A 24342-nucleotide genomic window follows, 5' to 3' on the forward strand; every position below is an offset into this window, starting at 1 on the left:
TCCGGCCTCCAGTGTTATCTCGCCGGAAACGGGGTCTCCCGGCTCTCCCCCATAAGCTGGTCGTAGAACTCGTTCATCACCATGGCTGTCCGCGCATGACGCTTGACAATGGACGACGCCGGTTCCGGTAGCGAGAACTCGCCTCGGCGGACGTACGCCACTCGCTCGGCGCGGGTCACCGTTCCCGCCAGTTCGGTGACCAGCCAGTTCACCAGCTGGGTCACCACATACCCCCGGTCGTGGGCGGCATTGCGGGTCGCGAAAGCACGCTCCGCGGGAGTCAGGTCGAAGCGCGTCGACAGGGCAAGGCCGAAATCCGCCAGATAGATCTGTTTCCCATCGGTGAGGATATTGCCGAAATGGGCGTCGAAATGCAAAAGACCTTGGGCAGCAAGGAAATCCGTTACCGCAAGGAGTTGCGTTTCGATCCATGCGGCGTCCGTCAGGTGAGAGCGCAGCCATTCGTGCACCGTCGTCGGCAGGTACTCCAGGAACAGCACCACACTCGACGTCGCATCGTCCAGCAGTTCCAGACGGCGGCGGACCGCCGGGGAACCGTGCCAGAACTCCACCGACCGCTCGCGTTCCTCAAGATCGGGAGTACGCCTCGGCATCGGCAACTCCCGCCAGTGGTACAGCAGCGGGAAATGCGCACATTCGCCGGACAGCACCCAGCCCGTCGTCATCACGTGCGCGGCCAGTTCCCGCCACACTCCGCCGCCTGCGGAGCCGAGACCGTAATGGCAGAACGTGGGCAGGTCGAAGACATTCGCTGTCGAGCGAACGTTTTCCGGGCGCCGTTCCAGGTCCGTCAGTGGCACGCGTTTGGCGAAGACCGGTACGCCCGCCACGTCGAGCCGGACCGCAGTGCCGCCGATGCCGACAGCCACCACCGGGGCCGCATCCAGAAGCCGGGCGAGCTGATGGTCACTCAACAGCGCGAGCCCGGTGGCGGCGGCGCTGTGGCGCGCGATTCTCCCCATACCGTCCGAGAATAGAGAGAAGGGCGGCTCCCCGTCAGGAAGCCGCCCTTCTCGAAGAAAACCGATCAGTCGTTCTCGGCTGCCTCACCGTTTTCCGCGGCACCGATGGTGACCGGCGGCGCGTCCGGCACCGAGGACGGGCGCTTCTCACCGCGGAAGGTGAACTTCGCCTCGTCGTCCCGGTCCTCCGGGTTGCCGCTCCAGCCATCGACGTCGACCAGGATGATCTGGCCTGCCTCGACCTCGCCGAAGAGAATCTTCTCCGACAGCTGGTCCTCGATCTCGCGCTGGATCGTGCGGCGCAGCGGCCGGGCGCCGAGCACGGGGTCGAAACCACGCTTGGCCAGCAGTGCCTTGGCCTTCGCGGTGAGCTCGAGCTCCATGTCCTTCGCCCGCAGCTGCGTCTCGACCCGGCCGATCATGAGGTCGACCATCTCGATGATCTGGTCCTGCGTGAGCTGGTGGAAGACGATGATGTCGTCGATCCGGTTCAGGAACTCCGGCCGGAAATGCTTCTTCATTTCCTCGTTGACCTTTTGCTTCATCTTCTCGTAGCGGTTGCTCGTGTCCGCTCCGGAGGAGAAGCCGAGGCTCACGGACTTCGAGATGTCCGAGGTGCCAAGGTTCGAGGTGAAGATGAGGACCGTGTTCTTGAAGTCGACCGTACGACCCTGCCCGTCGGTGAGCCGGCCGTCTTCCAGCACCTGCAGGAGGGTGTTGTAGATCTCCTGGTGCGCCTTTTCGATTTCGTCGAAAAGCACCACCGAGAACGGCTTGCGCCGCACCTTCTCGGTGAGCTGGCCGCCCTCTTCGTAGCCGACGTAACCCGGAGGGGCACCGAAGAGCCGCGAAGCCGTGTAGCGGTCGTGGAACTCACCCATGTCGATCTGGATGAGCGCGTCGTCCTCGCCGAACAGGAACGCCGCCAGCGCCTTGGACAGCTCCGTCTTACCCACGCCGGACGGGCCGGCGAAGATGAACGAACCGGACGGGCGCTTCGGGTCCTTCAGGCCGGCGCGGGTACGCCGGATCGCCTGTGAGACCGCCTTGACCGCGTCCTCCTGGCCGATGATGCGCTTGTGGAGCTCGTCCTCCATGCGCAGCAGCCGGGTGGTCTCCTCCTCGGTGAGCTTGAACACCGGGATACCGGTCCAGTTGGCCAGCACCTCCGCGATCTGCTCGTCGTCCACCTCGGCGACGACGTCGAGGTCGCCGTCCTTCCACTGCTTCTCGCGCTCGCCCTTCTGGCCGAGGAGCTGCTTCTCCTCGTCACGCAGCCGGGCGGCCCGCTCGAAGTCCTGCGCGTCGATCGCGGACTCCTTGTCGCGGCGGACGTCGGCGATCTTCTCGTCGAACTCGCGCAGGTCCGGCGGCGCGGTCATGCGGCGGATGCGCATCCGGGCGCCTGCCTCGTCGATGAGGTCGATGGCCTTGTCCGGCAGGAACCGGTCGTTGATGTAGCGGTCGGCCAGAGTGGCGGCCGCAACCAGCGCCGAGTCGGTGATCGAGACGCGGTGGTGCGCCTCGTACCGGTCGCGCAGGCCCTTGAGGATCTCGATGGTGTGCTCGAGCGACGGCTCGCCCACCTGGATCGGCTGGAAGCGGCGCTCCAGCGCGGCGTCCTTCTCGATGTACTTGCGGTACTCCTCGAGCGTGGTCGCACCGATCGTCTGCAGCTCACCGCGGGCCAGCATCGGCTTGAGGATCGACGCCGCGTCGATCGCGCCCTCGGCCGCACCCGCGCCGACGAGCGTGTGCAGCTCGTCGATGAACAGGATGATGTCGCCGCGGGTCTTGATCTCCTTGAGCACCTTCTTGAGCCGCTCTTCGAAGTCACCGCGGTAGCGCGAACCGGCGACCAGCGAACCCAGGTCAAGCGTGTACAGCTGCTTGTCCTTGAGCGTCTCCGGCACCTCGCCCTTGACGATGCTCTGCGCGAGCCCCTCGACGACGGCGGTCTTGCCGACGCCCGGCTCGCCGATGAGCACCGGGTTGTTCTTGGTCCGGCGGGACAGCACCTGCATGACCCGCTCGATCTCCTTGCCGCGCCCGATGACCGGGTCGAGCTTGCCCTCGCGGGCGAGCACGGTCATGTTGCGGCCGAACTGGTCGAGCACCAGCGAGGAGGACGGCGTGCCCTCGCCCCGGCCGGAGCCGCTTTCGCTGGCCTTCTCGCCGGTCTGGTAACCCGACAGGAGCTGCAGCACCTGCTGGCGGACCCGGTTGAGGTCCGCGCCCAGCTTCACGAGTACCTGGGCGGCCACGCCCTCGCCCTCGCGGATCAGGCCGAGCAGGATGTGCTCCGTGCCGATGTAGTTGTGGCCGAGCTGCAGCGCTTCGCGCAGCGACAGCTCCAGCACCTTCTTCGCCCGCGGCGTGAACGGGATGTGCCCGCTCGGTGCCTGCTGGCCCTGGCCGATGATCTCCTCGACCTGCTGGCGCACTCCCTCGAGGGCAATGCCCAGCGACTCCAGCGCCTTGGCGGCGACACCCTCACCCTCGTGGATCAGACCCAGGAGGATGTGCTCGGTGCCGATGTAGTTGTGGTTGAGCATCCTGGCTTCTTCCTGGGCCAGGACGACCACCCGCCTCGCGCGGTCGGTGAACCTCTCAAACATGCGCACTCCCTCGACTGCTGCGTCGGCGGCCCGTAACCCCCGTGGATCGCACCCACGGCGGACAGCACCGTGAGACCACTCTAGTAGCCAAGCGGTCGCGCTTGCGTACCACTACGGCGTCCGGTGGCCCGTTCGCACCCGGCCGGTGACCCGGCCGGTCACCGCTGCACATCCGGTTGCGCTGCATCTTTACCTCCCGTGGAACGTACGGGAGCGGACGCGGATTCCGCCCGGGTACCCCTGTCCGCTCAGCGCGAACAGCCCGCCACCGGCGCCCGGCCACCCGATTGGCGCAATCCCGGTTCACCTGTAAGGTTAGGCACACCTAAAGACGTCGGACGAGGACGGGGGTGCCGGTGAACCCGCAGGACAGCCGCGCGCCCGCCGGGGAAATCGGCGACGGTCTCGCGTCCTCCCTGCTGCGGGCCGGCGCCCGGCAGGAACGCGGCGAGCTGCGCCGGGACGTCCCGCAAGGCTGGCTTCGCTGCGGCGACCTGCTGCGCCGTCCCAAGTTGTTCGCCGAATGGCGGTCGCTGCTCACCGGATGGCTCTCGGACCACCACGGCGCGGCACCCGAGCAGACCGCGGCGAGCTACGTGATGTCCTGGTACCTGCACGTCCCGGCGTATGTCGGCGCGTTGCTGCTGCACCACGAACGCCGCGTGCCGTCGCTGAAACCGGAGCAGCTCGCGTTCGGTCTCGGGCCCGACCGGCCGCATCCCGAGGGGATGGCCGTGCTCGGCGACTCCTTCTACTGCCTGCCGACGGACCCGGGCTCGGTCCGTCCCGAAGCGACCGTCGTGCGAGACGAACGCGCGCTGGCCTCGGTGCTGCGTGCCCAGTTCGTGGGACACGCCGCCCAGTTCGTGCGCGCTTACGCTCCGGGTACCCGGCTTGGCCGCCGGATGCTGTGGGCCGCCGCCACGGACGCGCTCGACAACTCGCTGTGGTGGGCCGGACGCCAGGGGGGTACCGCGGAGGCCGAGGGTGCCGGGGTCGCCGACGCGGCCCTGGTGCTCGACGCCCGTTATCGCCCGCTGACCTCGGCATCCACCCTGCGCGCAGCGGTCGGCGAGGACGGGCGCCGGGCATGGGTACGACGTCGGGAGAGCTGCTGTTTCTCCTACCTCCTGCCCGGCGAAGCGGAGTGCGGAGAGTGCCCGCGCACCTGCCGTCGCTGACTTCCATCGAGTGAAATTTCCGGGGTACGTCCGGACGCGCCCAACGCACGGGCCAACGGCGATGCAGTGACGGGGACCTTCACTTCCGGCCCGTAGACCCCGCCAGCGCGAGCCTGGTCGCCCATCGCGACCGCGGATGCGTACACCGCTTCCGCCGCGTCGTCCGCGCAGACGAGCTCGGTGCCGCTTGCGCGGGCGAAGTCCCAGCCGTGCAGCACGAACTCGCCGAGCGCCATGTCACCGACCATTGCGGCCGGCATTTCCGACGAGCCGAAGGTGACCATGCCATCCCACGCCTCCGCCGAAGCGAACGCAGCAACCAGGTCCTCGGTTTGTTTCGCGAGCAGCTGCGGCCAGTCGTCCCCGACGAGCGCGGCTTCGGTCTCGGTGGGCGCGACCGGCTGGTACGGCTCCCGCCGTCCGACCGCGGCGAGCCACGGACCCCAGTAGAGGAGGTGATTGAGCAGGCCGCGGACGTCGTAATCGGTACACGCGGTCGGGGCGGTCAACGACGGTGCGGCGGCCGCGACCCGCAGCAGTTCAGCGGCGGCCGGGGCCATCAGACGGGAATGGTCGGACATGAACGCGAGCCAAACACGGGTATGCGGGATTCGTCTTGAAAGAACGCGACACATTACCGTTTCGGGCATGCGGCGGATTCCGAGCGGCATCGTGGACGAACGAGTGGCCCGTACCAAGTTCACCCTCACCCGGCACGCGCCCGCGCCCGAACTGCGCGACCTCGTCGAGCACCATTGGATCCTGCGCTGGAATCTCGCCGAACCACACGAACAACAGGTACTGCCGAATCTGTCCGTGCACGTGACGTTCTTTCCCGGCGGAACCGGCGTGTACGGCCCGGCGCACGAACTGTTCACCCATCACCTCAGCGGGCACGTGCACGGCATCGGCGCGCGAATCCGGCCCGGCTGTTTCCGCCCGTTTCTGCGTGCCCCGGTCCGCACCATCGCCGACCGCGCCGCGGACGTGTCCGCTGTCTTCGGACCGGCCGCGGAAGAAACGGCCGAATTCGTCCGGAAGGCCCGCACGGACCACGAAATGATCACTGCGGTCGACCGGTTGCTGATTGCCGGTCTCGGCCCCATTCCGCGGGCGAGCCGGGTGGCCGCGGATGCGGTGGAAACAATCGCGGCCGATCCGCGGATCACCCGGGTCGCAGATCTGGCATCGGCAACCGGGCTGCCGGCTCGCGCACTGCAACGGCTGTTCTCCGAGCACGTCGGAACGACGCCGAAGTGGGCCATCCGCATTTACCGGCTCGATGAGGCCGCCCGCCGGATCACCACGCGGCCTTCTCCGGATTACGCCGGACTCGCGGCCCGGCTGGGCTATAGCGACCAGCCGCACTTCATCCGCGATTTCCGCGCTGTGACCGGACGCACTCCGGCGGAGTATGCCCGTTCCGCATACCGGAAGGCCAAATCGAATCCGGGTACGTGAAACGGCCGCCGGGAATGATCCCGGCGGCCGCCAGCCGTGCCGATGAACGGAGCACTCCCGGATTGTGTTCCGAGAACGCTCCGCCCGCTGTTCCGCGGGCTCAGTTCTTCTTGTGGTAAGCCTCGACGACTTCCGACGGGATCCGGCCGCGATCCGAAACCTGGAAACCGTTCTTGCGGGCCCATGCGCGAATCGCCTGGTTCTGCTCACGATCCACCGCGGCCGGACGCGCAACGGACTTGCCACCGGCAACCGGACGCAGCGAAGCGCGCTTGCGGCCACCGGCGCGGCGAGCGTGCTCGACGTACTGCGCCAGTGCATCGCGCAGCTCTTCGGCATTTTCCGAGGACAGGTCGATCTGGTAGGCGACACCGTCCAATCCGAACTCGACGGTCTCTTCCGCCTCGCTGCCGTCGAGGTCGTCGACCAGGGAGACCAGCACCTTCTGCGCCATCTGATTCCTCCTGCGGGCTTACCCGAATGAACTGACTACATGATCTGGTTTCGGGGCAACGCCCCGAGGACAGAAGTCTTTGTCACCCATATTAATACCCGCTCATCCCCGTTCAGGCAAATCCGCATTGGGAAATCCCCGGCCGGAGTGGCCCGAACGGCTATTCGGGACGCACGAGCGGGAAGAGGATCGTCTCCCGGATACCGAGCCCGGTGAGTGCCATGAGCAGCCGGTCGATCCCCATTCCGACACCGCCGCTCGGCGGCATTCCGTACTCGAGCGCACGCAGGAAATCCTCGTCGAGACGCATGGCCTCACTATCCCCGGCCGCGGCAAGCCGGGCCTGTTCGGTGAGCCGCTGCCGTTCCACGACCGGATCGACCAGCTCGGAGTATCCGGTGGCGAGTTCGAATCCGCGGACATAGAGGTCCCACTTCTCGGCAACTCCCGGCCTGCTGCGATGTTGCCGGGTGAGTGGCGAGGTCTCAATGGGGAAATCCCGGACGAATGTCGGGGCGGACAGCACGTCGCCGACGAGATGTTCCCACAGTTCCTCGACCAGTTTGCCGTGGCCGAGCTTCGGATCCGCCTCGATCCCGCGCGCATCCGCGATCTTGTGCAGTGCTTCCGCGGGAGTTTCCGGGGTGACGTCTTCGCCGAGTGCTTCCGAGAGCGACTCGTACATGCCGAGTGTCGTCCATTCCCCGGAAAGGTCGTACTCGGATCCGTCGGGGAGGGTGACGACCTGGGTACCGAGTACGTTCTCCGCGGCTTCCTGGATCAGTTCACGGGTCATCGCCGCATTCGTGTCATAAGTCGCGTACGCCTCGTAGTACTCGAGCATCGCGAACTCCGGGGAGTGTGACGAGTCACTTCCCTCGTTGCGGAAGTTGCGGTTGATCTCGAAGACCTTCTCGATCCCGCCGACCACACAGCGCTTGAGGTAGAGCTCCGGCGCAATCCGCAGGTAAAGGTCGAGATCGAAGGCATTGGAATGGGTGGCGAACGGCCGGGCCGCGGCGCCGCCGTGCAGAGTCTGCAGCATCGGCGTCTCGACCTCGGTGAATCCGCGGCGGTGGAACGAGTCACGCAGCGAGCGCATCACTCCGGCCCGGGTACGGACCACGTCGCGCGCCTTCGGCCGCATGATCAAATCGACATAACGCTGCCGGATTCGCGTTTCTTCGGCGAGTTCCTTGAACGCGACCGGAAGTGGCCGCAGTGCCTTCGAGGTGAGCTGCCATCGATCGGCGAGTACGGAAAGCTCGCCGCGCTTGGAGGTGATCACCTCACCGTGCACGAATATGTGGTCACCGAGATCGACATCGGACTTCCACGCGGCGAGTGACTCGGCACCCACCTGGGCGAGACTGATCATCGCCTGCAGTTCCGTGCCGTCGCCCTCACGAAGCGTGGCGAAACACAGTTTGCCCGTATTGCGGAGAAACATCACCCGGCCGGTGACGCCAACTGTCTCTCCGGTGCTGATGTCGGCTTCGAGCCCGGAATGCGCGGCACGGATCTGTGCGAGAGTATGCGTTCTCGGAACCTTGACCGGGTAAGGATCGGCACCGTCGGCAATTATCCGGTCACGCTTGTCCCGGCGCACCCGCATCTGTTCGGGCAGGTCGTCATCAGCCGTCGGGCCGGGCGCGGGGAATTCCGTCATGGCCATAGCGTACGAAGCCGCAGGTGTTCGGCGTCAACCGGATTGCCCTTCCGCCCGGTATTAGGGTGGAAACCCGTGACCGATCGCAGCACGGATGCGGAACTGCATGCCCGGCGCGCTTCGTCGTTCGGCGACCAGGCGGCCGCGTACGCGCGGCACCGGCCGGATTACCCGGCGGACGCGCTCGAATGGGGGATGGCGGGCGCGGCGCACCCGGTCCGCGAAGTGCTCGACCTCGCGGCAGGCACCGGCAAGCTCACCGAGGGGCTCACCGATCTCCGCCGGGCGGTGACCGCGGTGGAACCCGACGGCGAAATGCGGGCCGAACTGTCCCGGCTGCTCCCGGACGTACCCGCGCTGCCCGGCAAGGCCGAGGACATCCCGCTGCCCGCCGGATCGGTGGACGCGGTGTTCGTCGGGCAGGCATTGCACTGGTTCGATCTCGAACCCGCCTTCGCGGAGATCCGCCGGGTGCTGCGGCCGGGCGGGGTCGTGGTGGCGCTGTGGAACCACGACGACGATTCGGTCCCGTGGGTGCTCGGGTTCTCCCGGCTGATCCGCACCGGGGTCAGCCGCGGTTTCGCCGAGGAAACGCAAACACTTGCCGCGGACGGATTCAGCCCGTTCGAGCAACGCCGTTTCCCGCACGCGCACCGGCGCACGATCGATTCGCTGCTGGCCACCGTCGCCACCCATTCCCACCTGCTGATCGCCGAACCGGACGACCGCGCCGAGGCACTCGGCCGGGCCCGCGCGTACCTTGAGTCGCTCCCCGGTCCGGGGGAAGGAGAATTCGACTACCCGCTGGTCACGACTGTTTTCCGGGCTCGGGTGGCGACGAAGATCACCCGCCGGTGACCCGCGACGGTGCTACCGTCGAAAGCGGCGAATTGCCCCGGACGAGCGCGTCGTACCCGGTCACGAGAAGACGACGCAGTGCCGTATCCGTCACTGCGAAGGGTTTTGATCATGGCTTGGGTCGTTCTCGTCATTTCCGGTTTGCTGGAAACCGTGTGGGCCGCGGCGCTCGGCGCGTCGAAAGGGTTCAGCAAATTGTGGCCGAGCGTCTTGTTCGGCGTTGCTTTGCTGCTCAGCATGTCCGGTCTTGCGTATGCGCTGCGCGCAATTCCGCTCGGTACCGGATATGCCATCTGGGTGGGCATCGGCGCGGTGGGGACCGCGATCTACGGCATCGTGGCCATGCACGATCCGCTCACCGTCGGGCGGATCACCTGCCTGGTGCTGATCGTGGCCGGGGTGGTCGGGCTGAAGGTGCTGCACTAACGCACGTTGCGCTCGTACACCAGGCGCAGGCCGAGCAGCGTCAGGTCCGGCACGTGTTCCTTGATCGTCTCGGATTCGTCCAGTACCAGCGGGGCAAGGCCGCCGGTGGCGATCACGGTGACCGGTTCTGTGCCGCTGCCCTGCAGTTCGCGGACGATCCGCCGGACGAGGCCGTCGACCTGGCCCGCGAAGCCGTACAGAATGCCGGACTGCAGGCATTCCACGGTGTTCTTGCCGATCACCGAACGCGGCGGCACGAGTTCCACCTTGCGCAACGCGGCCGCGCGCGCGGCGAGCGCGTCCACCGAGATCTCGATACCCGGGGCGAACGCGCCGCCGAGGAACTCGCCCCGGGCGGAGATCGCGTCGACGTTCGTGGAGGTGCCGAAATCCACCACCACGCACGCGGTGGCGTGCAGGTGATGCGCGGCGAGGGTGTTCACCAGCCGGTCCGCGCCGACTTCCTTCGGGTTGTCCACGAGCAGCGGCACGCCGGTCCGCACGCCCGGTTCGATGATGACCTTCGGGACCCGCGGGTAGTAGCGGCCGAGCATCACGCGGAGTTCGCGCAGCACCGCGGGAACCGTGGACAGCGCACTGATCCCGGTGATCCCGTCCGCGAACCGGCCGAGCAGGCCGCGCATGGTGAGCGCGAGCTCGTCCGCGGTGATCCGCGCATCCGTGCGCATCCGCCAGTCACCGACGAGCTCGGCGCCCTCGTACAGGCCGAGCGAGATGTTGGTATTGCCGACGTCGACAGTGAGCAGCAACGAAGTCTTCCTTACTGCGGCCCGCGATCGCCGCCGGCGGAGGTCAGTTTTCGGCGTGCAGCAACGCGTCGAGCCGTCGTGCGTCGGCGGTTTCGGCAACCGGGAAGGTCATCGTGTCCTCCTCGGGCAGCGTGACCGTACCGCTCAGCAGGCCCGACCCGTCCGGCGCGTGCGCGGGGTCGATCCCGCGTTCGACGATCCGGTTGTGGTCGTCGACGAAGATCACCCGCGGCTGGTAGCTGCGGGCTTCCGCGTCGTCCATCTGCCCGTAAGCGATCAGGATCACCAGGTCTCCCGGGTGCACCAGGTGCGCCGCGGCGCCGTTGATGCCGAGCACGCCACTGCCGCGCTCGCCCGCGATCACGTACGTCTCCAGCCGCGAGCCGTTCGTGACGTCCACAATGGACACCTGCTCGCCGGCCAGCAGGTCGGCGGCGTCCATGAGGTCCTCGTCGACCGTCACCGAACCCACGTAGTGCAGGTCCGCCTGGGTCACCGTGGCCCGGTGGATCTTCGATTTCAGCATTGTGCGATACATCGTGGACTCTCCCTATTCCCCTGCGTCCGTGCTCGGGTGTTCCACCGCTTTTCCGAGCAGCAATCCCACGTTGTCGATCAGCCGGGTACTCCCCACCCGGGCGGCGATCAGCAACCGTGCCTCTCCGTCGACGGGCGCGGGCCCGAGGTCGGTTCCCCTCAACTCCAAGTAATCCACCTCGACCGCGGGACGGGCGGCGAGCGTCTGCCGGGCCATGGCCAGCACGGCTTCGGCACCATCGCGTCCGACGTGCGCGCCCGCGGACAGCGCTGCGGACAGCACGACGGCGTCCTCGCGCTGCTCCGGCGTGAGGTAGGCGTTGCGCGAGGACAGCGCGAGGCCGTCTCGCTCGCGGACCGTCGGCACGCCGATCACGCGGGTGTCGATGTTGAGGTCCGCGACCATTCGCTTGATCAGTACCAGCTGCTGGTAGTCCTTCTCGCCGAAGAACGCATAGTCCGGGCGAAGCAGGTTGAAGAGCTTCGCGACGACAGTGAGCACTCCGGCGAAATGCCCGGGCCGTACGGCGCCTTCGAGCTCTTCACCGAGCGGTCCGGGGTGCACGGTGACTGTCGCGTTGTCGGCGTACAGGTCCGACGCCTTCGGTGTGAAGGCCAGCTCGACGCCTGCTTCGGACAGCGTCGCGAGGTCGTCTTCGAGCTGCCGCGGGTACGCCTCGAAGTCTTCGCCTTCGCCGAACTGCAAGGGGTTCACGAAGATCGACGCGGCTACGACAATGTTCGGCAGCCGCTTCGCGCGCCTAAGGAGCTCGCGGTGCCCGTCGTGCAGCGCACCCATAGTGGGGACGAGCGCGACCTTCCGGCCGACGCTGTGCAGCGCCCGGCTGACCTGGCTGATGTGTTCCGGCGGCTGGAACGTATTGAGCGTTCCGCGCTGGAATTTCGGTGTGGTCACGGGGTTTGTCCTTCGGCTGGGTCGGACAGGAGGTCGGTCAGTTCGGTGGCCGCCGCGGGGTCGAGCAGCCCGGCGGCGCGCGACCGTTCGGCCGTGCGCCGGGCCAGCGCCCGGTAGGCCGGGGCGATCTGCGGCGCCCGGTCCGCGAGCACGTCGAGGTGCTTGCGGACGGTGCCGAGGTCGCCCCGCGGGACCGGTCCGGTTAGGGCGCGGTCGCCGTGCCGGAGGACATTGTCCAGCGCCGCCGAAAGCAGCGGTGCGACGAGTCGCTCGGCGTCCGCGATTCCGGCGGTGCGCAGGGTTTCCGTGCAGTCGGCGACCAGCGTCATCAGGTGGTTTGCGCCGTGTGCCAGCGCCGCGTGGTACAGCGCCCGCGCGGACTCGGGGATGCGTACCGGCTCAGCCCCCATCTCGACCGCGAGCGCCTCGCCGACGTTCCACGCGGCCTCGTCCCCGGCCGCCGCGGTGACGCCGATGCTTGCTGCGGCAAGGCGTTCGAGGTCTTCCTCGCGACCGGTGAAAGTGAGCACCGGGTGTAGCGCGAGAGGCAGCGCACCGGCTTCGGCGGCCGGGGCGAGCACGTCGATGCCGTGCGCGCCCGAGGTGTGGACCACGATCTGGCCTGCCCGCACGGATTCCGTCGCGACGAGGCCACGGACCGTGCCGGACAGCACGTCGTCCGGCAACGCGAGCAGGACGAGGTCAGCCCGCTGCACGACCTCGTCGGGCGGCAGCAGCGGGACATTCGGCAGCAGCCGCTCGGCGCGGTTCAGCGAGGCAGCAGAAAGCCCGGACGCGGCGACGACGGTGTGCCCCGCCCTGGCCAATGCGGCCCCGAGGACGCTGCCGACGCGGCCGGCGGAGACGACGCCCACGGCGAGGCGGGCCGGTCGGTTCATGGCGTGCGCCTGTGGACGCTCATGGCTCGAAACTCCTAGTGCTCGTTCCAGTCCCGCTCTTCCGGCGCGGGTACCAGACGACGGCGCGAGAGTAGCCCCGACCCGGCCGGATCGCGGCGCCCGGGTGACCAGCTTCACCCGGGGCCCCGTACCTTAGGCGCGTGCGCCCTTCCGCGGTCAGGGAAGGGGCAGATCCCCCGGTCGGACGCCCTTTTTGGACCGGTCGAGCTACCCCGGACGGGGAATGTTCACCGACTGTCGCCGTTGTCCGCCAATCGCACGGCATCCGCCCTCGCCGAGTGCAGGGCCTGCAGCAACTCGTCCTGCCGCCGCCGCTCGTCGTCGGTCCGGATACCGCCACGGCGAAGGAATGCGAGTTCCGTCACGCTTGCCTGGTACCGGCCGACCGCCTTGGCCGCCGCCCGCCCGGACTCGCGCCGCGCCTGCCGCCGCCAGGCCCGCCTCCCGGCAAGACTCGCCAGCAGGTCGACCTCCGACGGCGCAATCCACCGCGCAGCCGCCATCCGCGGCAACGCAGCCGTCACGATCCGCTGTTCCCGCCTCCGCTGCAGCACGATCACGTAAATCGCGCCGATCAGCAACGGCAAGATCACGAGGAAGTACAAGGTGAGAAACGATTTCCCACCGTTCAACGTGGCGGCGGCGTTCCACAGCACGTGCAGGCAAACGCCCGCGAGGTACCCGGCAATCGGCGCGAAGATCCGCAGCCACCGCTGAGTGGTCCGCGCGGCAACGCCGAACCCGATCCCGGTCATGACGGTGAACAGCGGATGCGTGAACGGGGAAAGCACGCCCCGCACGAGGAAGGCGGCCACCACGCCGGCGCTGGTGCCGTTGCCGAAGCCGTGATCGGCGAACGCGCGGCCGAAGTAGTAGATGTTCTCGGTGAACGCAAACCCGGCGGCGGCAAACCCCGCGTAGACGACGCCGTCGACAATCCCGTCGAATTCCTCCTTGCGACGCCAGAAGATCAGCAGGACGAAAACGCCTTTGGCCGCCTCCTCGACAAGCGGCGCGGAAACGAGCGCGCTGACCTTGCTGCCGTTGCCCCCGCCGAGCAGCAGGTCCCCGAACGCCTCGGCGCCGGTGTTGATGAGCAACGCGGTGACGGTGGCAATACATGCGCCCCAGGCAAAGGCAATGAGAAGCAACTTCGCCGGCTCCGGCTCCCACCGATCGACCCAAAGAAACCCGGCGACGACCACCCCGACGGGAACCAGCGCTGCAACAACCCCAATGGCAACGGCCAACCACCCGACCCGAGCGGTGGCAAGACCGAAGAGGAAAAGGCCACAGAGAGCAACAACGATGAGCCCGATGACGGGGAGAAGGACGGTAACGCGCCGCGACCGAGCCCCGGGAGCGGGCTGCTCCTGAGCGGGCGACTGGCGACTAGCTTGCGGTCCCGACGGCTGCGGTTCCTGCCGGGGACGCCGCGGTGAGCCTGATTGCGCTGGCTGACCGGGTTGCTGTTCCTGCCCTGACTGCTCGGCCTGACCGGGTCGCTCCACCGGGCCGGGTTGCCGCTCCGATCCCGCTTGCTCTGCCTGGCCGGGTTGCTGCTCCCGCCCGGCCCGCCGCCCCGACGGCTGGTGCCGCTCCTGCCCGGCCTGCCGCTCTGACGAGGATCGCCCTGCCTGGCCGGGTTGTTGTTCCTGCCCAGCCTGCCCCTCCGGCTGCTGCGACTGGCCGGACAATGGCCGCTCGCGCCAAGTCTGCTGTCCCGGCCGCTGTTCCTGCCCAGCCTGCCAATCCGCCTCGCCCGGCAGCTCACGCTGAGCCTGCCCCGAAGGGCGGTGCCGTTCCGGCTGCGGCTGGCCAGGAACCTGCCGCTCCGACGGCTCCCTCCGCGCCTCCGACGGCTCCGATTGCCGTGGCTGGCCGGAATGCTGGTCCCGGCGGGGCTGCCGCGAGGGCGGTTGCTGCTCAGGCTGCAGCGGTGATTGCTGCCGCGGCTGCCGGTGCGGCTCCGGCTGCGGTTGCGGCGTGGCGGGAAGGCGTCCGTTCACGAGCGGTCACCCTACGCAGGCGCCACCGACGCCGCCGGGTGGACATCCCACCGTCATCCCTCCGCGCAACCGGGGCAGAATTTCGGCCGCAGACCGCGCGGTACCTCGGCCCAGCACGCGCTGGCTGGTCGTCAGTCTTCCGCTCGACGGCGGCGTCGTGGGGTCGCTTCGGTTTTTCCGTTGGCGGCAAGGAGTTCCGTCACCGAGCGGCCGGACGCGTGGTTACCTGCCGGGGGTTCGGCGGAGCGGCGGGCATCCGGTTTGTCCGTGGCGAGGGCTTCCCAGGCGGGCGGTTCGCCGTCCGGACGGCGGCGTCGGCCACCCCCGGACGAGGCCGGGGCGGACTCGTCGTCGGGGCGACGGCGTCGACCGCCGTTGCCGCTCGCGACAGTGCTTCGGACCTCCTCCGGCAGCGTCGGGTTGACCGCCTCGCCGGAGTCAGGCGCGCCGTGCCGACCGGTGGGGGTATCCGCGGCCAGCGGGGACAGGTCGGTCCGCGAGAACTGCTCCAACCGCGACGGGGTACGCGCCGCTTCCGACTGGTTTCCCTTGTCCCACAAGGGCTTCTCCGGTTCCGTTGACTTCGGGGCCGGCTCGACGTGCCGATGCGATCGCGTTTCCACCGGTTCGACCGACGGCTCGGCAGGCTCAGCATGCCGACGGGAACGCGTCTCCACCGCTTGCGGAGCAGACTCGGGATGCCGATGGGAACCCACCTCCACCGACGGCGAAACAGGCTCGCCATGCCGACGTGAACTCGCCTCCGTCGATTGCGCGGCAGATTCGACATGCCGGCGAGAACCCGCCTCCGACGGCTGCGAAGCGGGCTCGACGTGCCGACGGGAACGCGCTTCAGCCGCGGCCGGACGCGCGATTTCCGTCTGCTCAGCAGGTTCCTCCTGCTGCGGCGCAGGCCGTGGGGACAACCGGGGTACCTGCCGAGTGGGTTCAGCGGGCTCGTCCCGCACCGACGGCGCGGGGGGCTTGCCGACCGGGGCGACCGTCCGCGTCGGCTGCGACTCGGCTCCCCGCCGCCCCGCCTCGCCACCGCGGGCGGGGGCCTTAGCACGCCCTGGCTCTGCACCGCCTCGACCAGGTTCGACGTTCCGGTCCGGCGAATTTCCGTGATCGAACGATTCGTCCGAATGTGCGCGAGAGTCCCCCTCGCTCGCGCGAAGGTCTGAACCACCAGTCTCAGTGACACCGTCACGAGCACGACCATCCCGTGCACCGAACTCAGCCGTGCCCGTTTCACCAGGCGCGAAGGGCTCGCCGCCCCGTGAGCTCCCGCCAGGTTGTGAATCCGCCGGACCGCCGCGACGCTCCCGCGAGCCAGCGCCCGCGAACGAACCCGCCGCATCCTCGCGACCGTCGCGCTGGCCTCGCTTCGCGAACGCATCTGCGTCCCGCGAACCAGTCGCCGCACCATCACGGGCATCCCGCGAGCCCGCGAGCGCATCCGCGGCACCACGGCGGCCGCCGCGCGAACCACCCGCGAACGCATCCGGACCATCGCCGCGCGTACCGGATTCGGCTCCAGGCCAAGGGGTGAACGGCTCCTCGGAACCACCCCGGCCACCTGGGACGTTCGAAGTCACCGTCTCCGGCCGAGGCTCGGCCGATGGCTCCGGACGCTGTGGTTTCGGCTTCGGCCGCTGGATCTGCTGCGTACGCTGGGCATTCGCCCGGGAACCGTTCGGGCCGAAACCATTCGGACCGGTACCCGAGCCGGTGCCGCGGCGGTGTTCCGGATTGGCGTCGAGGACCCGGTCCATCAGCTCGGTCGGCCGCTCGGCAACCACCGGCTTCGGAGCGGGCGACGGCGACGCCAGCAGCTGCGCTGGCTTCTTCCCATTCCCGTTCTGCTCCGAAGAAGAACCAGACGAAACCAGCCGCTGTTCGTCGTTCAACGCGCGCATTCTCGTGGCCTGTGCAGTCAACGCGACCCGCTCCAGCAGCACCTCGCCGCCGAACAGCGACTGCAGGCTTTCCCGCAGTGCGGCCACCTCGGCGCGCAGCGCGTCCAGCTCCTCGCGCGACTTGGCTTCCGCCGCCTCGCGCGTTTCGGCCTCGATCTCGAGTTCGTACTCTCGCCGGGCCGCGATCTCGCGTTCCAGCTCCAGCTCGTACACCGCCTGCGCCTCGGCGACCGCGTCCTCGCTGTGCGCCGCGCTCTTGCGGGCCCGTACCGCCAGGAAGGCGCCGATCAGCGCGGCCCACAGGGCGGCGACGATGCCGAGCCGCAGGTAGCGGAGGTCGTCACTCAGCACCAGGGCGAGCGTGGCTCCGACGGCGAGGACCAAGCCGACGGCAAGCCACGGCCTGCCAGGGCGGCGGCCGTGCGAGTCGTCACCCACGCCAGTCATGCCAGACACCGTACCTTCCAGTGATCCGAATGAGACCCAGTCGGTACTTCGAGCGGCACCTTCGAAGCGTTAACCGGTCGTTCCCCGCCGGCTCTCCGGTGGCGTCCGGCAGCAGTGTTCCAGCCACAAACCGGCAGCTACAAGCAGCGCCGACGACACCACCCCGACCACCGCCGACCGGCTGTCCGACACCGCCGCGACGAGTTCGTCACGCCGCGGGAACGTGTACCCGAACGCCGCCACCCAGCCACCACCGAGAAACGCCCCGGCCAGCGACGACGCCTTCGCCAGCGCCACCGCACGGGCGATCCCGACCGCGCTGTGCACCCGCCCCGCCCGCACCCGCGACCGGATCGAGAACGCCAGCACCGCCTCGGCCACCGCCAGCACCGCGAAGGTCACCCCGGCCAGCGTCGGGAGCTGCGGCAGATCGCCGTACGCGAGCAGGAACAGCACGTAGACCAGGGCAAGACCAGCGACCGCGGCCACGACCAGGTCCCGGGGCCGCGTGAAGTGCATGCCCCCACCGTACCGACGCCGTTCTGGCACCCTTGACCCTCCAGTGACTGGAGACTCCACCATGACCGACATGCCTGCCACCACGGTCTTCACGATCGGCGAGCTGTCCCGCCGCACGGGGCTGCCGGTGAAGACCATCCGGTTCTACTCCGACGAGGGCCTGCTCCCGCCCACCCAGCGGACCGACGCCGGCTACCGGCTGTACGACGCGCACGCGCTCGCCCGGCTGGAGCTGGTCCGGACGCTGCGTGAACTGGGTGTCGGCCTGCTCGACGTGTCCCGCGCCCTTGCGCGCGAGACGACCGTGCGCGACCTGGCTGCCCGCCACGTCGACGCGCTCGACGTGCAGATCCGGAGGTTGCGGCTGCGCCGCGCGGTCCTTCGCGCAGTGCTGAAGCGTGATTCCGAACTGGAGGAAGTGAAACTCATGAATCGGCTTGCCCGGATGCCGGACGAGGAACGCCGCCGTCTCGTCGACGAGTTCTGGGCCGAAATGGCGGACGGCCTCGACATCGACCCCGAGTTCTACGCCCGGATGCGCGCGACGAAACCGGACCTTCCGGACGATCCGACCCCGGAACAGCTGGAAGCCTGGATCGAGTTCGCCGAACTCGTGCAGGACCCCGGTTTCCGGCAGGTGATCCGCGAGATGAGCGAACGGCAGTCCATCGCCCGCGAGGCAGGCGAATACGAGCAGCCGACCAAGGCCCAGCAAGAGAACTGGTTCGCGTGGATGGCCGACGCCCGGGCCGCCCTCGACGCCGGACACGCTCCGGATTCCGTGGCAGGCAAGGCAATTGCCGACGAGATCGCGACGGCGTCGGCCCGTCCGGACCAGGATCCGGCCGACCCCGCAGTGCGTTACGCAATGGCCGACGGAATCGCCGGCGGGGCTGATCCGCGCGCCGAACGGTACTGGCAACTACTCGCGACGATCAACGGCTGGCCCGCGATCCCCAGCCGCCAGGCCGAGGTGCAATTCCTGCTGGCGGCGCTACGGGCCTGAAACTCACCGGCGCGTCAGGGGCGGGACGCCGGACAGCCCCCGCCCGGTCGGCCAATCCTGAGCCGCCGGGCCGAAGCGCAACTCCGGCTGGCGACGCTACAGGCCTGAAACTCGCAGGGGCGTGAAGTCGGGACGCGGCACGACCCTGGCCCGGTCGAGCAATCCCCGGCCACCAGGCCGAAGCGCAACTCCGGCTGGCGGGGTTACGGGCCTGAGACTCACCGGCGCGTCAGGGGCGGGACGCCGGACAACCCCAGCCCGGTCGGCCAATCCTGAGCCGCCGGGCCGAAGCGCAACTCCGGCTGGCGACGCTACAGGCCTGAAACTCGCAGGGGCGTGGAGTCGGGACGCGGCACGACCCTGGCCCGGTCGGCCAATCCCCAGCCACCAGGCCGAAGCGCAACCCCTGCAGGCAACGATGCGGGCCGCGTAAAGCGGTTATGCCGGGGCATAGCCCCGCACCAGGGCCTGGGTCGGCCCGGTGAGCAGTCAGAACCGGAACCGCCACTCACCAGAGCGTCAGATCGCAGGGCAACCTCAGCCCGGTCGGCCAATCCCCAGCCACCAAGCCGAAGTGCAACTCCTGCGAGCAGCGCGACGGGCCTCGTAAAGCGGTTATGCCGGGAAAGGTCCCGCGCGAGGGCTTGGGTCGGCCTGGTGAGGGGCCAGAACCGATACCGCCACCCACCAGAGCGTCAGATCGCAGGGCAACCCCGGCCCGGTCGGCCGACCCGCCAAAAAGGGCACGCCCTGCTGGCAGCACTGCGAACCTCATACCAGTACGGGCACGACCACTCACCAGACCAGCGCCACGCAAAACCGGCTCCACCTCACCCAAGCGTGAGATCAGAACGCAGCACAACCCCGGCCCGGTCGGCTTCCGGTAGCCGGGCCAGCAGGGCAACAGCACGGCCGTGGCCAGGGACCTCCGCATCCGGGTCGAGCTCCAGCCACGGGATCAGCACGCTCGCCCGGTCCGGGGTGCCGGGGTGCGGCAAGAGCAGCTCCGGATCGTCGGACCTGACGCCGTCGACGGTCACTACGTCGACATCGAGCGTGCGCGGGCCCCAGTGCACCTCGCGGACCCGGCCCGCTGCCTGTTCGGCCGCCTGGCCGGTGCGCAGCCACGCCCAGTGGTCGCGCGCCGGGTCGTCGACGATGCACAGTGCGTTCAGGAAGTCCGGCTGATCCTCGACGCCCCATGCCTTCGTCTCGTACACCCCCGACACCGCGACCAGCGCCGGGCGCACCGCATCGACCGCGCTGCGCAGGTAGCCCAGCCGGTCACCGAGATTGGAGCCCAGCGACAGGACCGCGCGGCTCACCGCTCCCGCCGGACGGTGACCGCGACGTCGTCGAAGGTCAGCGGAATCGGCGCGGACGGCTTGTGCACGGTCACCTCGACCGCACGCAACCTGTCATCACCCATCACCTCGTCCGCGATCTTCCCGGCAACACTCTCGATCAAATCGTACGGCTCCCCACCGACAATTCCCGCCGCCAGCTCGGCCAGCTCGCCGTAGTGCAGGGTCTCGGTGAGATCGTCGGACGCGGCGGCCGGGCCGAGGTCGAGCCACGCGGTGATGTCGACGACGAACTCCTGCCCGTCCCGCTTCTCGTGCTCGAAAACGCCGTGCCTGCCGTACACGCGCAGCCCAGTGAGCGTGATGTGGTCAGCCATCGGCCCGTCCTTGCTGCCAGGCCGCAGCCACCGCCACGGCGTCGAGTGAAGCCCCCACCTCGTGCACCCGCACCCCCCACGCCCCGGCCGCGGCGGCCAGCGCGGAGATCGCGGCGGTCGCCACCTCGCGACCGTCCGGCGGACGCGGTACCCCGTCCTTCCCCGCCAGCAGCCGCCCGATGAACCGTTTGCGCGAAGCCCCCACGAGCACCGGGAAACCCAATGCCAGCAAGGAATCCAGCTGATGCAGCAAAGCCCAGTCGTGCTCGGCGTGCTTCGCGAAACCCAGGCCGGGGTCGAGCACGATCTCGCTCTCGGACACCCCGGCCGCGACCGCGTCGTCCACGCGCGCCAGCAGCTCGCGCCGCACCTCGGCGACCACATCGGTGTACGTGGCCAGCGCGTTCATGTCCTTGCTGTGCCCGCGCCAGTGCATGAGCACATACGGCACCTTGGTTTCCGCCGCGACCCGCGCCATCCCCGGGTCGGCGAGCCCGCCGGACACGTCGTTGATCACCTGCGCACCGGCCGTCAGCGCGGCCTCGGCGACGGCGGCCCGCGTCGTGTCCACCGACAGCACCATGCCCTCGGACGCCAGCTGCCGGATCACCGGAAGGATGCGCGCCGCCTCGGTTTCCGCATCGACCCGCGACGCACCCGGCCGCGTCGACTCGCCGCCGACGTCGATCAGGTCCGCGCCCCGCGCCCACATCTCGCGGGCGTGCTCCAGCGCCTGGTCGAGGTCGAGGTACCGGCCGCCGTCGGAGAACGAATCCGGGGTCACGTTCAGCACGCCCATCACGGCGCACCGCCCCGGCCGGGGGATCACCGGCGCCCCCGGATCAGCTCGATCGCCTCCGCCCGCGACGTCGCCGACGTGCGCAGCAACCCGCGTACCGCCGACGTGGTGGTACGCGAACCGGGCTTGCGGATCCCGCGCACCGACATGCACAGGTGCTCGGCCTCCATCACCACGATTACGCCGCGCGGCTGCAGCTTCCGGACCAGCGCGTCCGCGACCTGCGACGTGAGCCGCTCCTGTACCTGCGGCCGCTTCGCGTAGAGATCGACGAGCCGCGCGAGCTTCGAAAGACCGGTGACCTTGCCCTCGCCGTTCGGAATGTAGCCGATGTGGGCCACGCCGTGGAACGACAGCAGGTGGTGCTCGCAGGTCGAGTACATCGGGATGTCCGTGACCAGCACGAGCTCCTCGTGCGATTCGTCGAACGTGCGCGACAGGACCTCGTCCGGGTCGGTGTACAGCCCCGCGAACATTTCCCGGTAAGCGCGAGCGACCCGGGCCGGGGTGTCTCGGAGACCGTCCCGTTCCGGGTCCTCACCGCACGCGAGCAGCAGCTCGCGGATGGCCCGCTCCGCCCGGTCCTGATCGAAGACCGGGCGGATGCCGTCTTTACTTCCGGTCTGTTCCGTCGACGTCACGCCGCTGCTGCCCCTCGTCCGGCTGCTGGCCGTTCGCGCCGTCGGCGAACCAGCCCTGCTCACGCGGACGGTCTTCGGCGGGGCGCCACGGCTGCTGGCCACCCGGGGACGTCGCCGGGGTCCAGCCCGGAGGCGCCCCGTAGTTCGGCGGCCCGCCCTGCGCGCCGCCCGGGCCACCGGGCTGGTAGCCGCCCGCCGGACCGCCCGGCTGCTGCCCACCACCATACGGCTGTGGCCAGCGCCCGGTGCCGTTCGGCCCACCGGCCGGACGGCCGCCGTTCGGCTGCGGCGGGGCGTACGGGTTGGCGCTCGGGTCCGGCGCCTGGTACGGCGGCCCACCCGGGAGTTCACCGGCACCGGGAGCGGTGCCGACCGGGGTCGGCGCCGGCTGCAGCACCGGCTGCTCCTTCTCCGGCGGCGGCCACGGCTCGCCGCGCTCCATCGCCAGCTCGCCCGGGGTCTTGATCGGCGGCTTGTCCGACGGCGTGCGCTCGCCGAACTCGTTGAAGACGGTGATGTGCGGGCGCTTCTCGACCGTCGCGAAGATCCGCTCGAGGTCCTTGCGCTGCAGCGTTTCCTTCTCCAGCAGCTCCATCACCAGGTTGTCGAGGACGTCGCGGTAGGTGTTGAGCACGTGCCACGCCTCGGTGTGCGCGGTCTCGATGAGCTTGCGCACCTCCTCGTCGATCTCGTGCGCCACCTCGAGCGAGTAGTCGGCCTGGCGGCCCGCGGACCGGCCAAGGAACGGGTCACCCTGCTCCTGCCCGTACTTCACCGCACCCAGCCGCGCGCTCATGCCGTACTCGGTGACCATCGAGCGGGCGATCTTCGTGGCCTGCTCGATGTCCGACGACGCACCCGTGGTGGGCTCGTGGAACACCAGTTCCTCGGCCGTGCGGCCACCCATCGCGAACACCAGCCGCCCGATCATCTCCGACCGGGTCATCAGCTGCTTGTCGTCCTCCGGCACCAGCAGCGCGTGCCCGCCGGTGCGGCCGCGCGGGAGGATGGTGAGCTTGTACACCGGTTCGATGTCCGGCATCGCCCACGCGGCGAGCGCGTGCCCGCCCTCGTGGTAGGCCGTGATCTTCTTCTCCTTCTCGGAGATGATCCGGCTCTTGCGCGCGGGCCCGCCGACCACCCGGTCGACCGACTCCTCGAGCGCCGCGTCGTTGATCACGTGCCCGTTCTGCCGGGCGGTGAGCAGCGCGGCCTCGTTCAGCACGTTCGCCAGGTCCGCACCCGACATCCCGACCGTGCGCTTGGCCAGCCCGGTGAGGTCCGTGCCCTGCGCGATCGGCTTGCCCTTGGAGTGCACCTCGAGGATCGCCTTGCGGCCGCGCAGGTCGGGCGCGGACACCGGGATCTGCCGGTCGAACCGGCCGGGGCGCAGCAGCGCCGGGTCGAGGATGTCCGGCCGGTTGGTGGCCGCGATGAGGATGATGCCGCCGCGCGCGTCGAAGCCGTCCATCTCGACGAGCAGCTGGTTCAGCGTCTGCTCGCGTTCGTCGTGCCCGCCGCCGAGGCCGGCACCGCGCTGGCGGCCGACCGCGTCGATCTCGTCGACGAAGATGATGCACGGCGCGTTCTGCTTGGCCTGTTCGAACAGGTCCCGCACCCGGGAGGCACCGACACCGACGAACATCTCGACGAAGTCGGAACCCGAGATCGTGTAGAACGGCACGCCCGCTTCACCGGCGACGGCACGCGCCAGCAGCGTCTTACCGGTGCCGGGCGGCCCGTAGAGCAGCACGCCCTTCGGGATCTTCGCGCCGAGTGCCTGGTACCGCGCGGGGTTCTGTAGGAAGTCCTTGATCTCGTACAGCTCTTCGACCGCCTCGTCGGCGCCCGCGACATCCCCGAAGGTGGTCTTCGGCATGTCCTTGTTGAGCTGTTTCGCCTTCGACTTGCCGAAGTTGAGGACGCGGTTCCCGCCGCCCTGCGCGTTGTTCATCATCCACATCAGAAGGCCGAGCACCAGCGCCAGCGGAATGGCGAAGATGAGGATCTGGGTGAACAGACCCTGCTGGGTGACCTTGGTGGTGAACTTGACCGGCTGCCCGTCGACCTTGGCCTCGATCAGCTTGTCGTAGATCCCCGCCGTGGCGCCCGCCGGGAACTGCGCGATGATCTGGTCGGTCTGGTTGCCGTCGACGTCGATCTTCTGCGTGAGCTGCAGCTTGAGCTGCTGCTCCTTGTCCTCGAGACTGGCTTCCTTGACGTGGTTCTGGGCCACCTGCCCCATCGCCACCGAGATGGGAGCCTGGGCGTAGCCACGATCGCTGTCGAAGATCGTGTTGTAGGCGAACAACGCCAGCAACCCCGCGACGATCCACAGCAGTGGGTTCCTGAGCACGCTCTTCCGGTTCATACGACTCGGCCCTTGCGGCCTCGACCCTCCCTGGTTGGGCGGCTCCTGTGATACCCGCCATCGCGATCTTGACAACCCATGGGTGCCGCCGGGCACCCGTCCCACCAGGGTACCGTCCGGGCGGGCGGGGGAGCCTGGTGAGCCTCACGCAGGTCAA

Annotated in this window: 22 protein-coding genes and 1 riboswitch; of the genes, 5 read left to right on the forward strand and 17 right to left on the reverse strand. The window is 68.9% G+C overall.

What is annotated here, in order from left to right; genetic code table 11:
- Positions 1 to 14: 14 nt before the first annotated feature.
- Positions 15 to 983, reverse strand: coding sequence for a protein kinase family protein (locus tag OO71_RS27735; protein WP_033292872.1), 969 nt, complete (start codon positions 981 to 983; stop codon positions 15 to 17).
- A gap of 65 nt (positions 984 to 1048) precedes the next feature.
- Positions 1049 to 3601 (reverse strand): ATP-dependent Clp protease ATP-binding subunit, encoded by a 2553-nt coding sequence (locus OO71_RS27740; protein WP_033292873.1) that lies wholly within the window; start codon positions 3599 to 3601, stop codon positions 1049 to 1051.
- 356 nt (positions 3602 to 3957) lie between these two features.
- On the opposite strand from OO71_RS27740, the gene OO71_RS27745 reads away from it, so the two are divergent.
- A complete protein-coding gene (locus tag OO71_RS27745; protein ID WP_033293046.1) occupies positions 3958 to 4782 on the forward strand; it encodes a (2Fe-2S)-binding protein in 825 nt (274 codons plus the stop codon).
- On the opposite strand, the gene OO71_RS27750 is transcribed toward OO71_RS27745, so the two are convergent.
- A complete protein-coding gene (locus tag OO71_RS27750) occupies positions 4725 to 5363 on the reverse strand; it encodes a TIGR03086 family metal-binding protein (protein WP_084145340.1) in 639 nt (212 codons plus the stop codon). The genes OO71_RS27745 and OO71_RS27750 overlap by 58 nt on opposite strands.
- A 67-nt stretch (positions 5364 to 5430) precedes the next feature.
- Between OO71_RS27750 and OO71_RS27755 the strand changes: the two genes are divergently transcribed.
- Positions 5431 to 6243 carry an AraC family transcriptional regulator gene (locus OO71_RS27755; protein ID WP_033292874.1) on the forward strand — a complete coding sequence of 271 codons (813 nt, stop codon included), beginning with the start codon at positions 5431 to 5433 and terminating at the stop codon, positions 6241 to 6243.
- Between the two features lie 100 nt (positions 6244 to 6343).
- On the opposite strand, the gene OO71_RS27760 is transcribed toward OO71_RS27755, so the two are convergent.
- Together OO71_RS27760 and lysS are read right to left on the reverse strand one after the other, a co-directional pair.
- The gene (locus tag OO71_RS27760) at positions 6344 to 6697 is read right to left on the reverse strand and encodes a histone-like nucleoid-structuring protein Lsr2 (RefSeq protein ID WP_033292875.1); all 354 of its coding nucleotides are present in this window, start codon (positions 6695 to 6697) and stop codon (positions 6344 to 6346) included.
- Between the two features lie 160 nt (positions 6698 to 6857).
- Positions 6858 to 8366: a lysine--tRNA ligase gene (lysS, locus tag OO71_RS27765; RefSeq protein WP_033293048.1), complete on the reverse strand. Its 1509-nt coding sequence runs from the start codon at positions 8364 to 8366 to the stop codon at positions 6858 to 6860.
- A gap of 75 nt (positions 8367 to 8441) precedes the next feature.
- Here lysS and OO71_RS27770 point away from each other — a divergent pair, with 75 nt between their 5' ends.
- The gene (locus tag OO71_RS27770) at positions 8442 to 9224 is read left to right on the forward strand and encodes a class I SAM-dependent methyltransferase (protein WP_033292876.1); all 783 of its coding nucleotides are present in this window, start codon (positions 8442 to 8444) and stop codon (positions 9222 to 9224) included.
- 21 nt (positions 9225 to 9245) lie between these two features.
- Positions 9246 to 9304: riboswitch (guanidine-III (ykkC-III) riboswitch) on the forward strand.
- A gap of 31 nt (positions 9305 to 9335) precedes the next feature.
- Positions 9336 to 9650, forward strand: coding sequence for a DMT family transporter (locus OO71_RS27775; protein WP_033292877.1), 315 nt, complete (start codon positions 9336 to 9338; stop codon positions 9648 to 9650).
- Here OO71_RS27775 and OO71_RS27780 read toward each other — a convergent pair.
- The 7 genes from OO71_RS27780 to OO71_RS27815 all read right to left on the reverse strand — a co-directional run bounded on the left by OO71_RS27780 (position 9647) and on the right by OO71_RS27815 (position 17687).
- Positions 9647 to 10420, reverse strand: a complete 774-nt coding sequence (locus tag OO71_RS27780; protein WP_033292878.1) for a type III pantothenate kinase — start codon at positions 10418 to 10420, stop codon at positions 9647 to 9649. The two genes, OO71_RS27775 and OO71_RS27780, sit on opposite strands and share 4 nt — an antisense overlap.
- Positions 10421 to 10463: 43 nt before the next feature.
- Positions 10464 to 10958: an aspartate 1-decarboxylase gene (panD, locus tag OO71_RS27785; protein WP_033292879.1), complete on the reverse strand. Its 495-nt coding sequence runs from the start codon at positions 10956 to 10958 to the stop codon at positions 10464 to 10466.
- Between the two features lie 12 nt (positions 10959 to 10970).
- Entirely contained in the window at positions 10971 to 11873 is a 903-nt protein-coding gene (gene panC, locus OO71_RS27790) for a pantoate--beta-alanine ligase (RefSeq protein WP_033292880.1), read from the reverse strand.
- On the reverse strand, positions 11870 to 12823 hold the full coding sequence (locus OO71_RS27795) for a Rossmann-like and DUF2520 domain-containing protein (RefSeq protein WP_425388707.1): 954 nt from the start codon (positions 12821 to 12823) through the stop codon (positions 11870 to 11872). The genes panC and OO71_RS27795 overlap by 4 nt, the downstream gene beginning before the upstream one ends.
- 197 nt (positions 12824 to 13020) lie before the next feature.
- The gene (locus tag OO71_RS27800) at positions 13021 to 14112 is read right to left on the reverse strand and encodes a PrsW family intramembrane metalloprotease (RefSeq protein ID WP_033293049.1); all 1092 of its coding nucleotides are present in this window, start codon (positions 14110 to 14112) and stop codon (positions 13021 to 13023) included.
- Between the two features lie 821 nt (positions 14113 to 14933).
- Positions 14934 to 17168: a DUF6779 domain-containing protein gene (locus tag OO71_RS27810; RefSeq protein WP_033292883.1), complete on the reverse strand. Its 2235-nt coding sequence runs from the start codon at positions 17166 to 17168 to the stop codon at positions 14934 to 14936.
- A gap of 69 nt (positions 17169 to 17237) precedes the next feature.
- The gene (locus OO71_RS27815) at positions 17238 to 17687 is read right to left on the reverse strand and encodes a DUF3180 domain-containing protein (RefSeq protein ID WP_033292884.1); all 450 of its coding nucleotides are present in this window, start codon (positions 17685 to 17687) and stop codon (positions 17238 to 17240) included.
- Positions 17688 to 17757: 70 nt separating this feature from the next.
- Between OO71_RS27815 and OO71_RS27820 the strand changes: the two genes are divergently transcribed.
- On the forward strand, positions 17758 to 18693 hold the full coding sequence (locus OO71_RS27820) for a helix-turn-helix domain-containing protein (RefSeq protein ID WP_033293050.1): 936 nt from the start codon (positions 17758 to 17760) through the stop codon (positions 18691 to 18693).
- Positions 18694 to 19523: 830 nt separating this feature from the next.
- Here the strand turns inward: OO71_RS27820 and folK are convergent.
- From folK to ftsH, 5 genes are read right to left on the reverse strand one after another with little or no spacing between them, the layout of a single operon-like run.
- Positions 19524 to 20018, reverse strand: coding sequence for a 2-amino-4-hydroxy-6-hydroxymethyldihydropteridine diphosphokinase (folK, locus tag OO71_RS27825; protein WP_033292885.1), 495 nt, complete (start codon positions 20016 to 20018; stop codon positions 19524 to 19526).
- Positions 20015 to 20374 (reverse strand): dihydroneopterin aldolase, encoded by a 360-nt coding sequence (gene folB, locus OO71_RS27830; RefSeq protein WP_033292886.1) that lies wholly within the window; start codon positions 20372 to 20374, stop codon positions 20015 to 20017. The genes folK and folB overlap by 4 nt, the downstream gene beginning before the upstream one ends.
- The gene (folP, locus tag OO71_RS27835) at positions 20367 to 21173 is read right to left on the reverse strand and encodes a dihydropteroate synthase (RefSeq protein WP_051792390.1); all 807 of its coding nucleotides are present in this window, start codon (positions 21171 to 21173) and stop codon (positions 20367 to 20369) included. Before folP ends, folB begins: the two co-directional genes overlap by 8 nt.
- A 26-nt stretch (positions 21174 to 21199) precedes the next feature.
- A complete protein-coding gene (gene folE / locus OO71_RS27840; protein WP_033292887.1) occupies positions 21200 to 21814 on the reverse strand; it encodes a GTP cyclohydrolase I FolE in 615 nt (204 codons plus the stop codon).
- The gene (gene ftsH / locus OO71_RS27845; RefSeq protein ID WP_033292888.1) at positions 21786 to 24185 is read right to left on the reverse strand and encodes an ATP-dependent zinc metalloprotease FtsH; all 2400 of its coding nucleotides are present in this window, start codon (positions 24183 to 24185) and stop codon (positions 21786 to 21788) included. Before ftsH ends, folE begins: the two co-directional genes overlap by 29 nt.
- Between the last annotated feature and the right edge of the window lie 157 nt (positions 24186 to 24342).

The sequence above is a fragment of the Amycolatopsis jejuensis genome (genome assembly GCF_000717335.1).
GTDB classification, from domain to species: domain Bacteria; phylum Actinomycetota; class Actinomycetes; order Mycobacteriales; family Pseudonocardiaceae; genus Amycolatopsis; species Amycolatopsis jejuensis.

Coding starts and splice junctions, on each gene's coding strand:
- OO71_RS27735 (WP_033292872.1), bottom strand. CDS start 983: ATGGGGAGAATCGCGCGCCACAGCGCCGCCGCCACCGGGCTCGCGCTG.
- OO71_RS27740 (WP_033292873.1), bottom strand. CDS start 3,601: ATGTTTGAGAGGTTCACCGACCGCGCGAGGCGGGTGGTCGTCCTGGCC.
- OO71_RS27750 (WP_084145340.1), bottom strand. CDS start 5,363: ATGTCCGACCATTCCCGTCTGATGGCCCCGGCCGCCGCTGAACTGCTG.
- OO71_RS27755 (WP_033292874.1), top strand. CDS start 5,431: ATGCGGCGGATTCCGAGCGGCATCGTGGACGAACGAGTGGCCCGTACC.
- OO71_RS27760 (WP_033292875.1), bottom strand. CDS start 6,697: ATGGCGCAGAAGGTGCTGGTCTCCCTGGTCGACGACCTCGACGGCAGC.
- lysS (WP_033293048.1), bottom strand. CDS start 8,366: ATGACGGAATTCCCCGCGCCCGGCCCGACGGCTGATGACGACCTGCCC.
- OO71_RS27775 (WP_033292877.1), top strand. CDS start 9,336: ATGGCTTGGGTCGTTCTCGTCATTTCCGGTTTGCTGGAAACCGTGTGG.
- panD (WP_033292879.1), bottom strand. CDS start 10,958: ATGTATCGCACAATGCTGAAATCGAAGATCCACCGGGCCACGGTGACC.
- OO71_RS27810 (WP_033292883.1), bottom strand. CDS start 17,168: ATGACTGGCGTGGGTGACGACTCGCACGGCCGCCGCCCTGGCAGGCCG.
- OO71_RS27815 (WP_033292884.1), bottom strand. CDS start 17,687: ATGCACTTCACGCGGCCCCGGGACCTGGTCGTGGCCGCGGTCGCTGGT.
- OO71_RS27820 (WP_033293050.1), top strand. CDS start 17,758: ATGCCTGCCACCACGGTCTTCACGATCGGCGAGCTGTCCCGCCGCACG.
- folB (WP_033292886.1), bottom strand. CDS start 20,374: ATGGCTGACCACATCACGCTCACTGGGCTGCGCGTGTACGGCAGGCAC.
- folP (WP_051792390.1), bottom strand. CDS start 21,173: ATGGGCGTGCTGAACGTGACCCCGGATTCGTTCTCCGACGGCGGCCGG.
- ftsH (WP_033292888.1), bottom strand. CDS start 24,185: ATGAACCGGAAGAGCGTGCTCAGGAACCCACTGCTGTGGATCGTCGCG.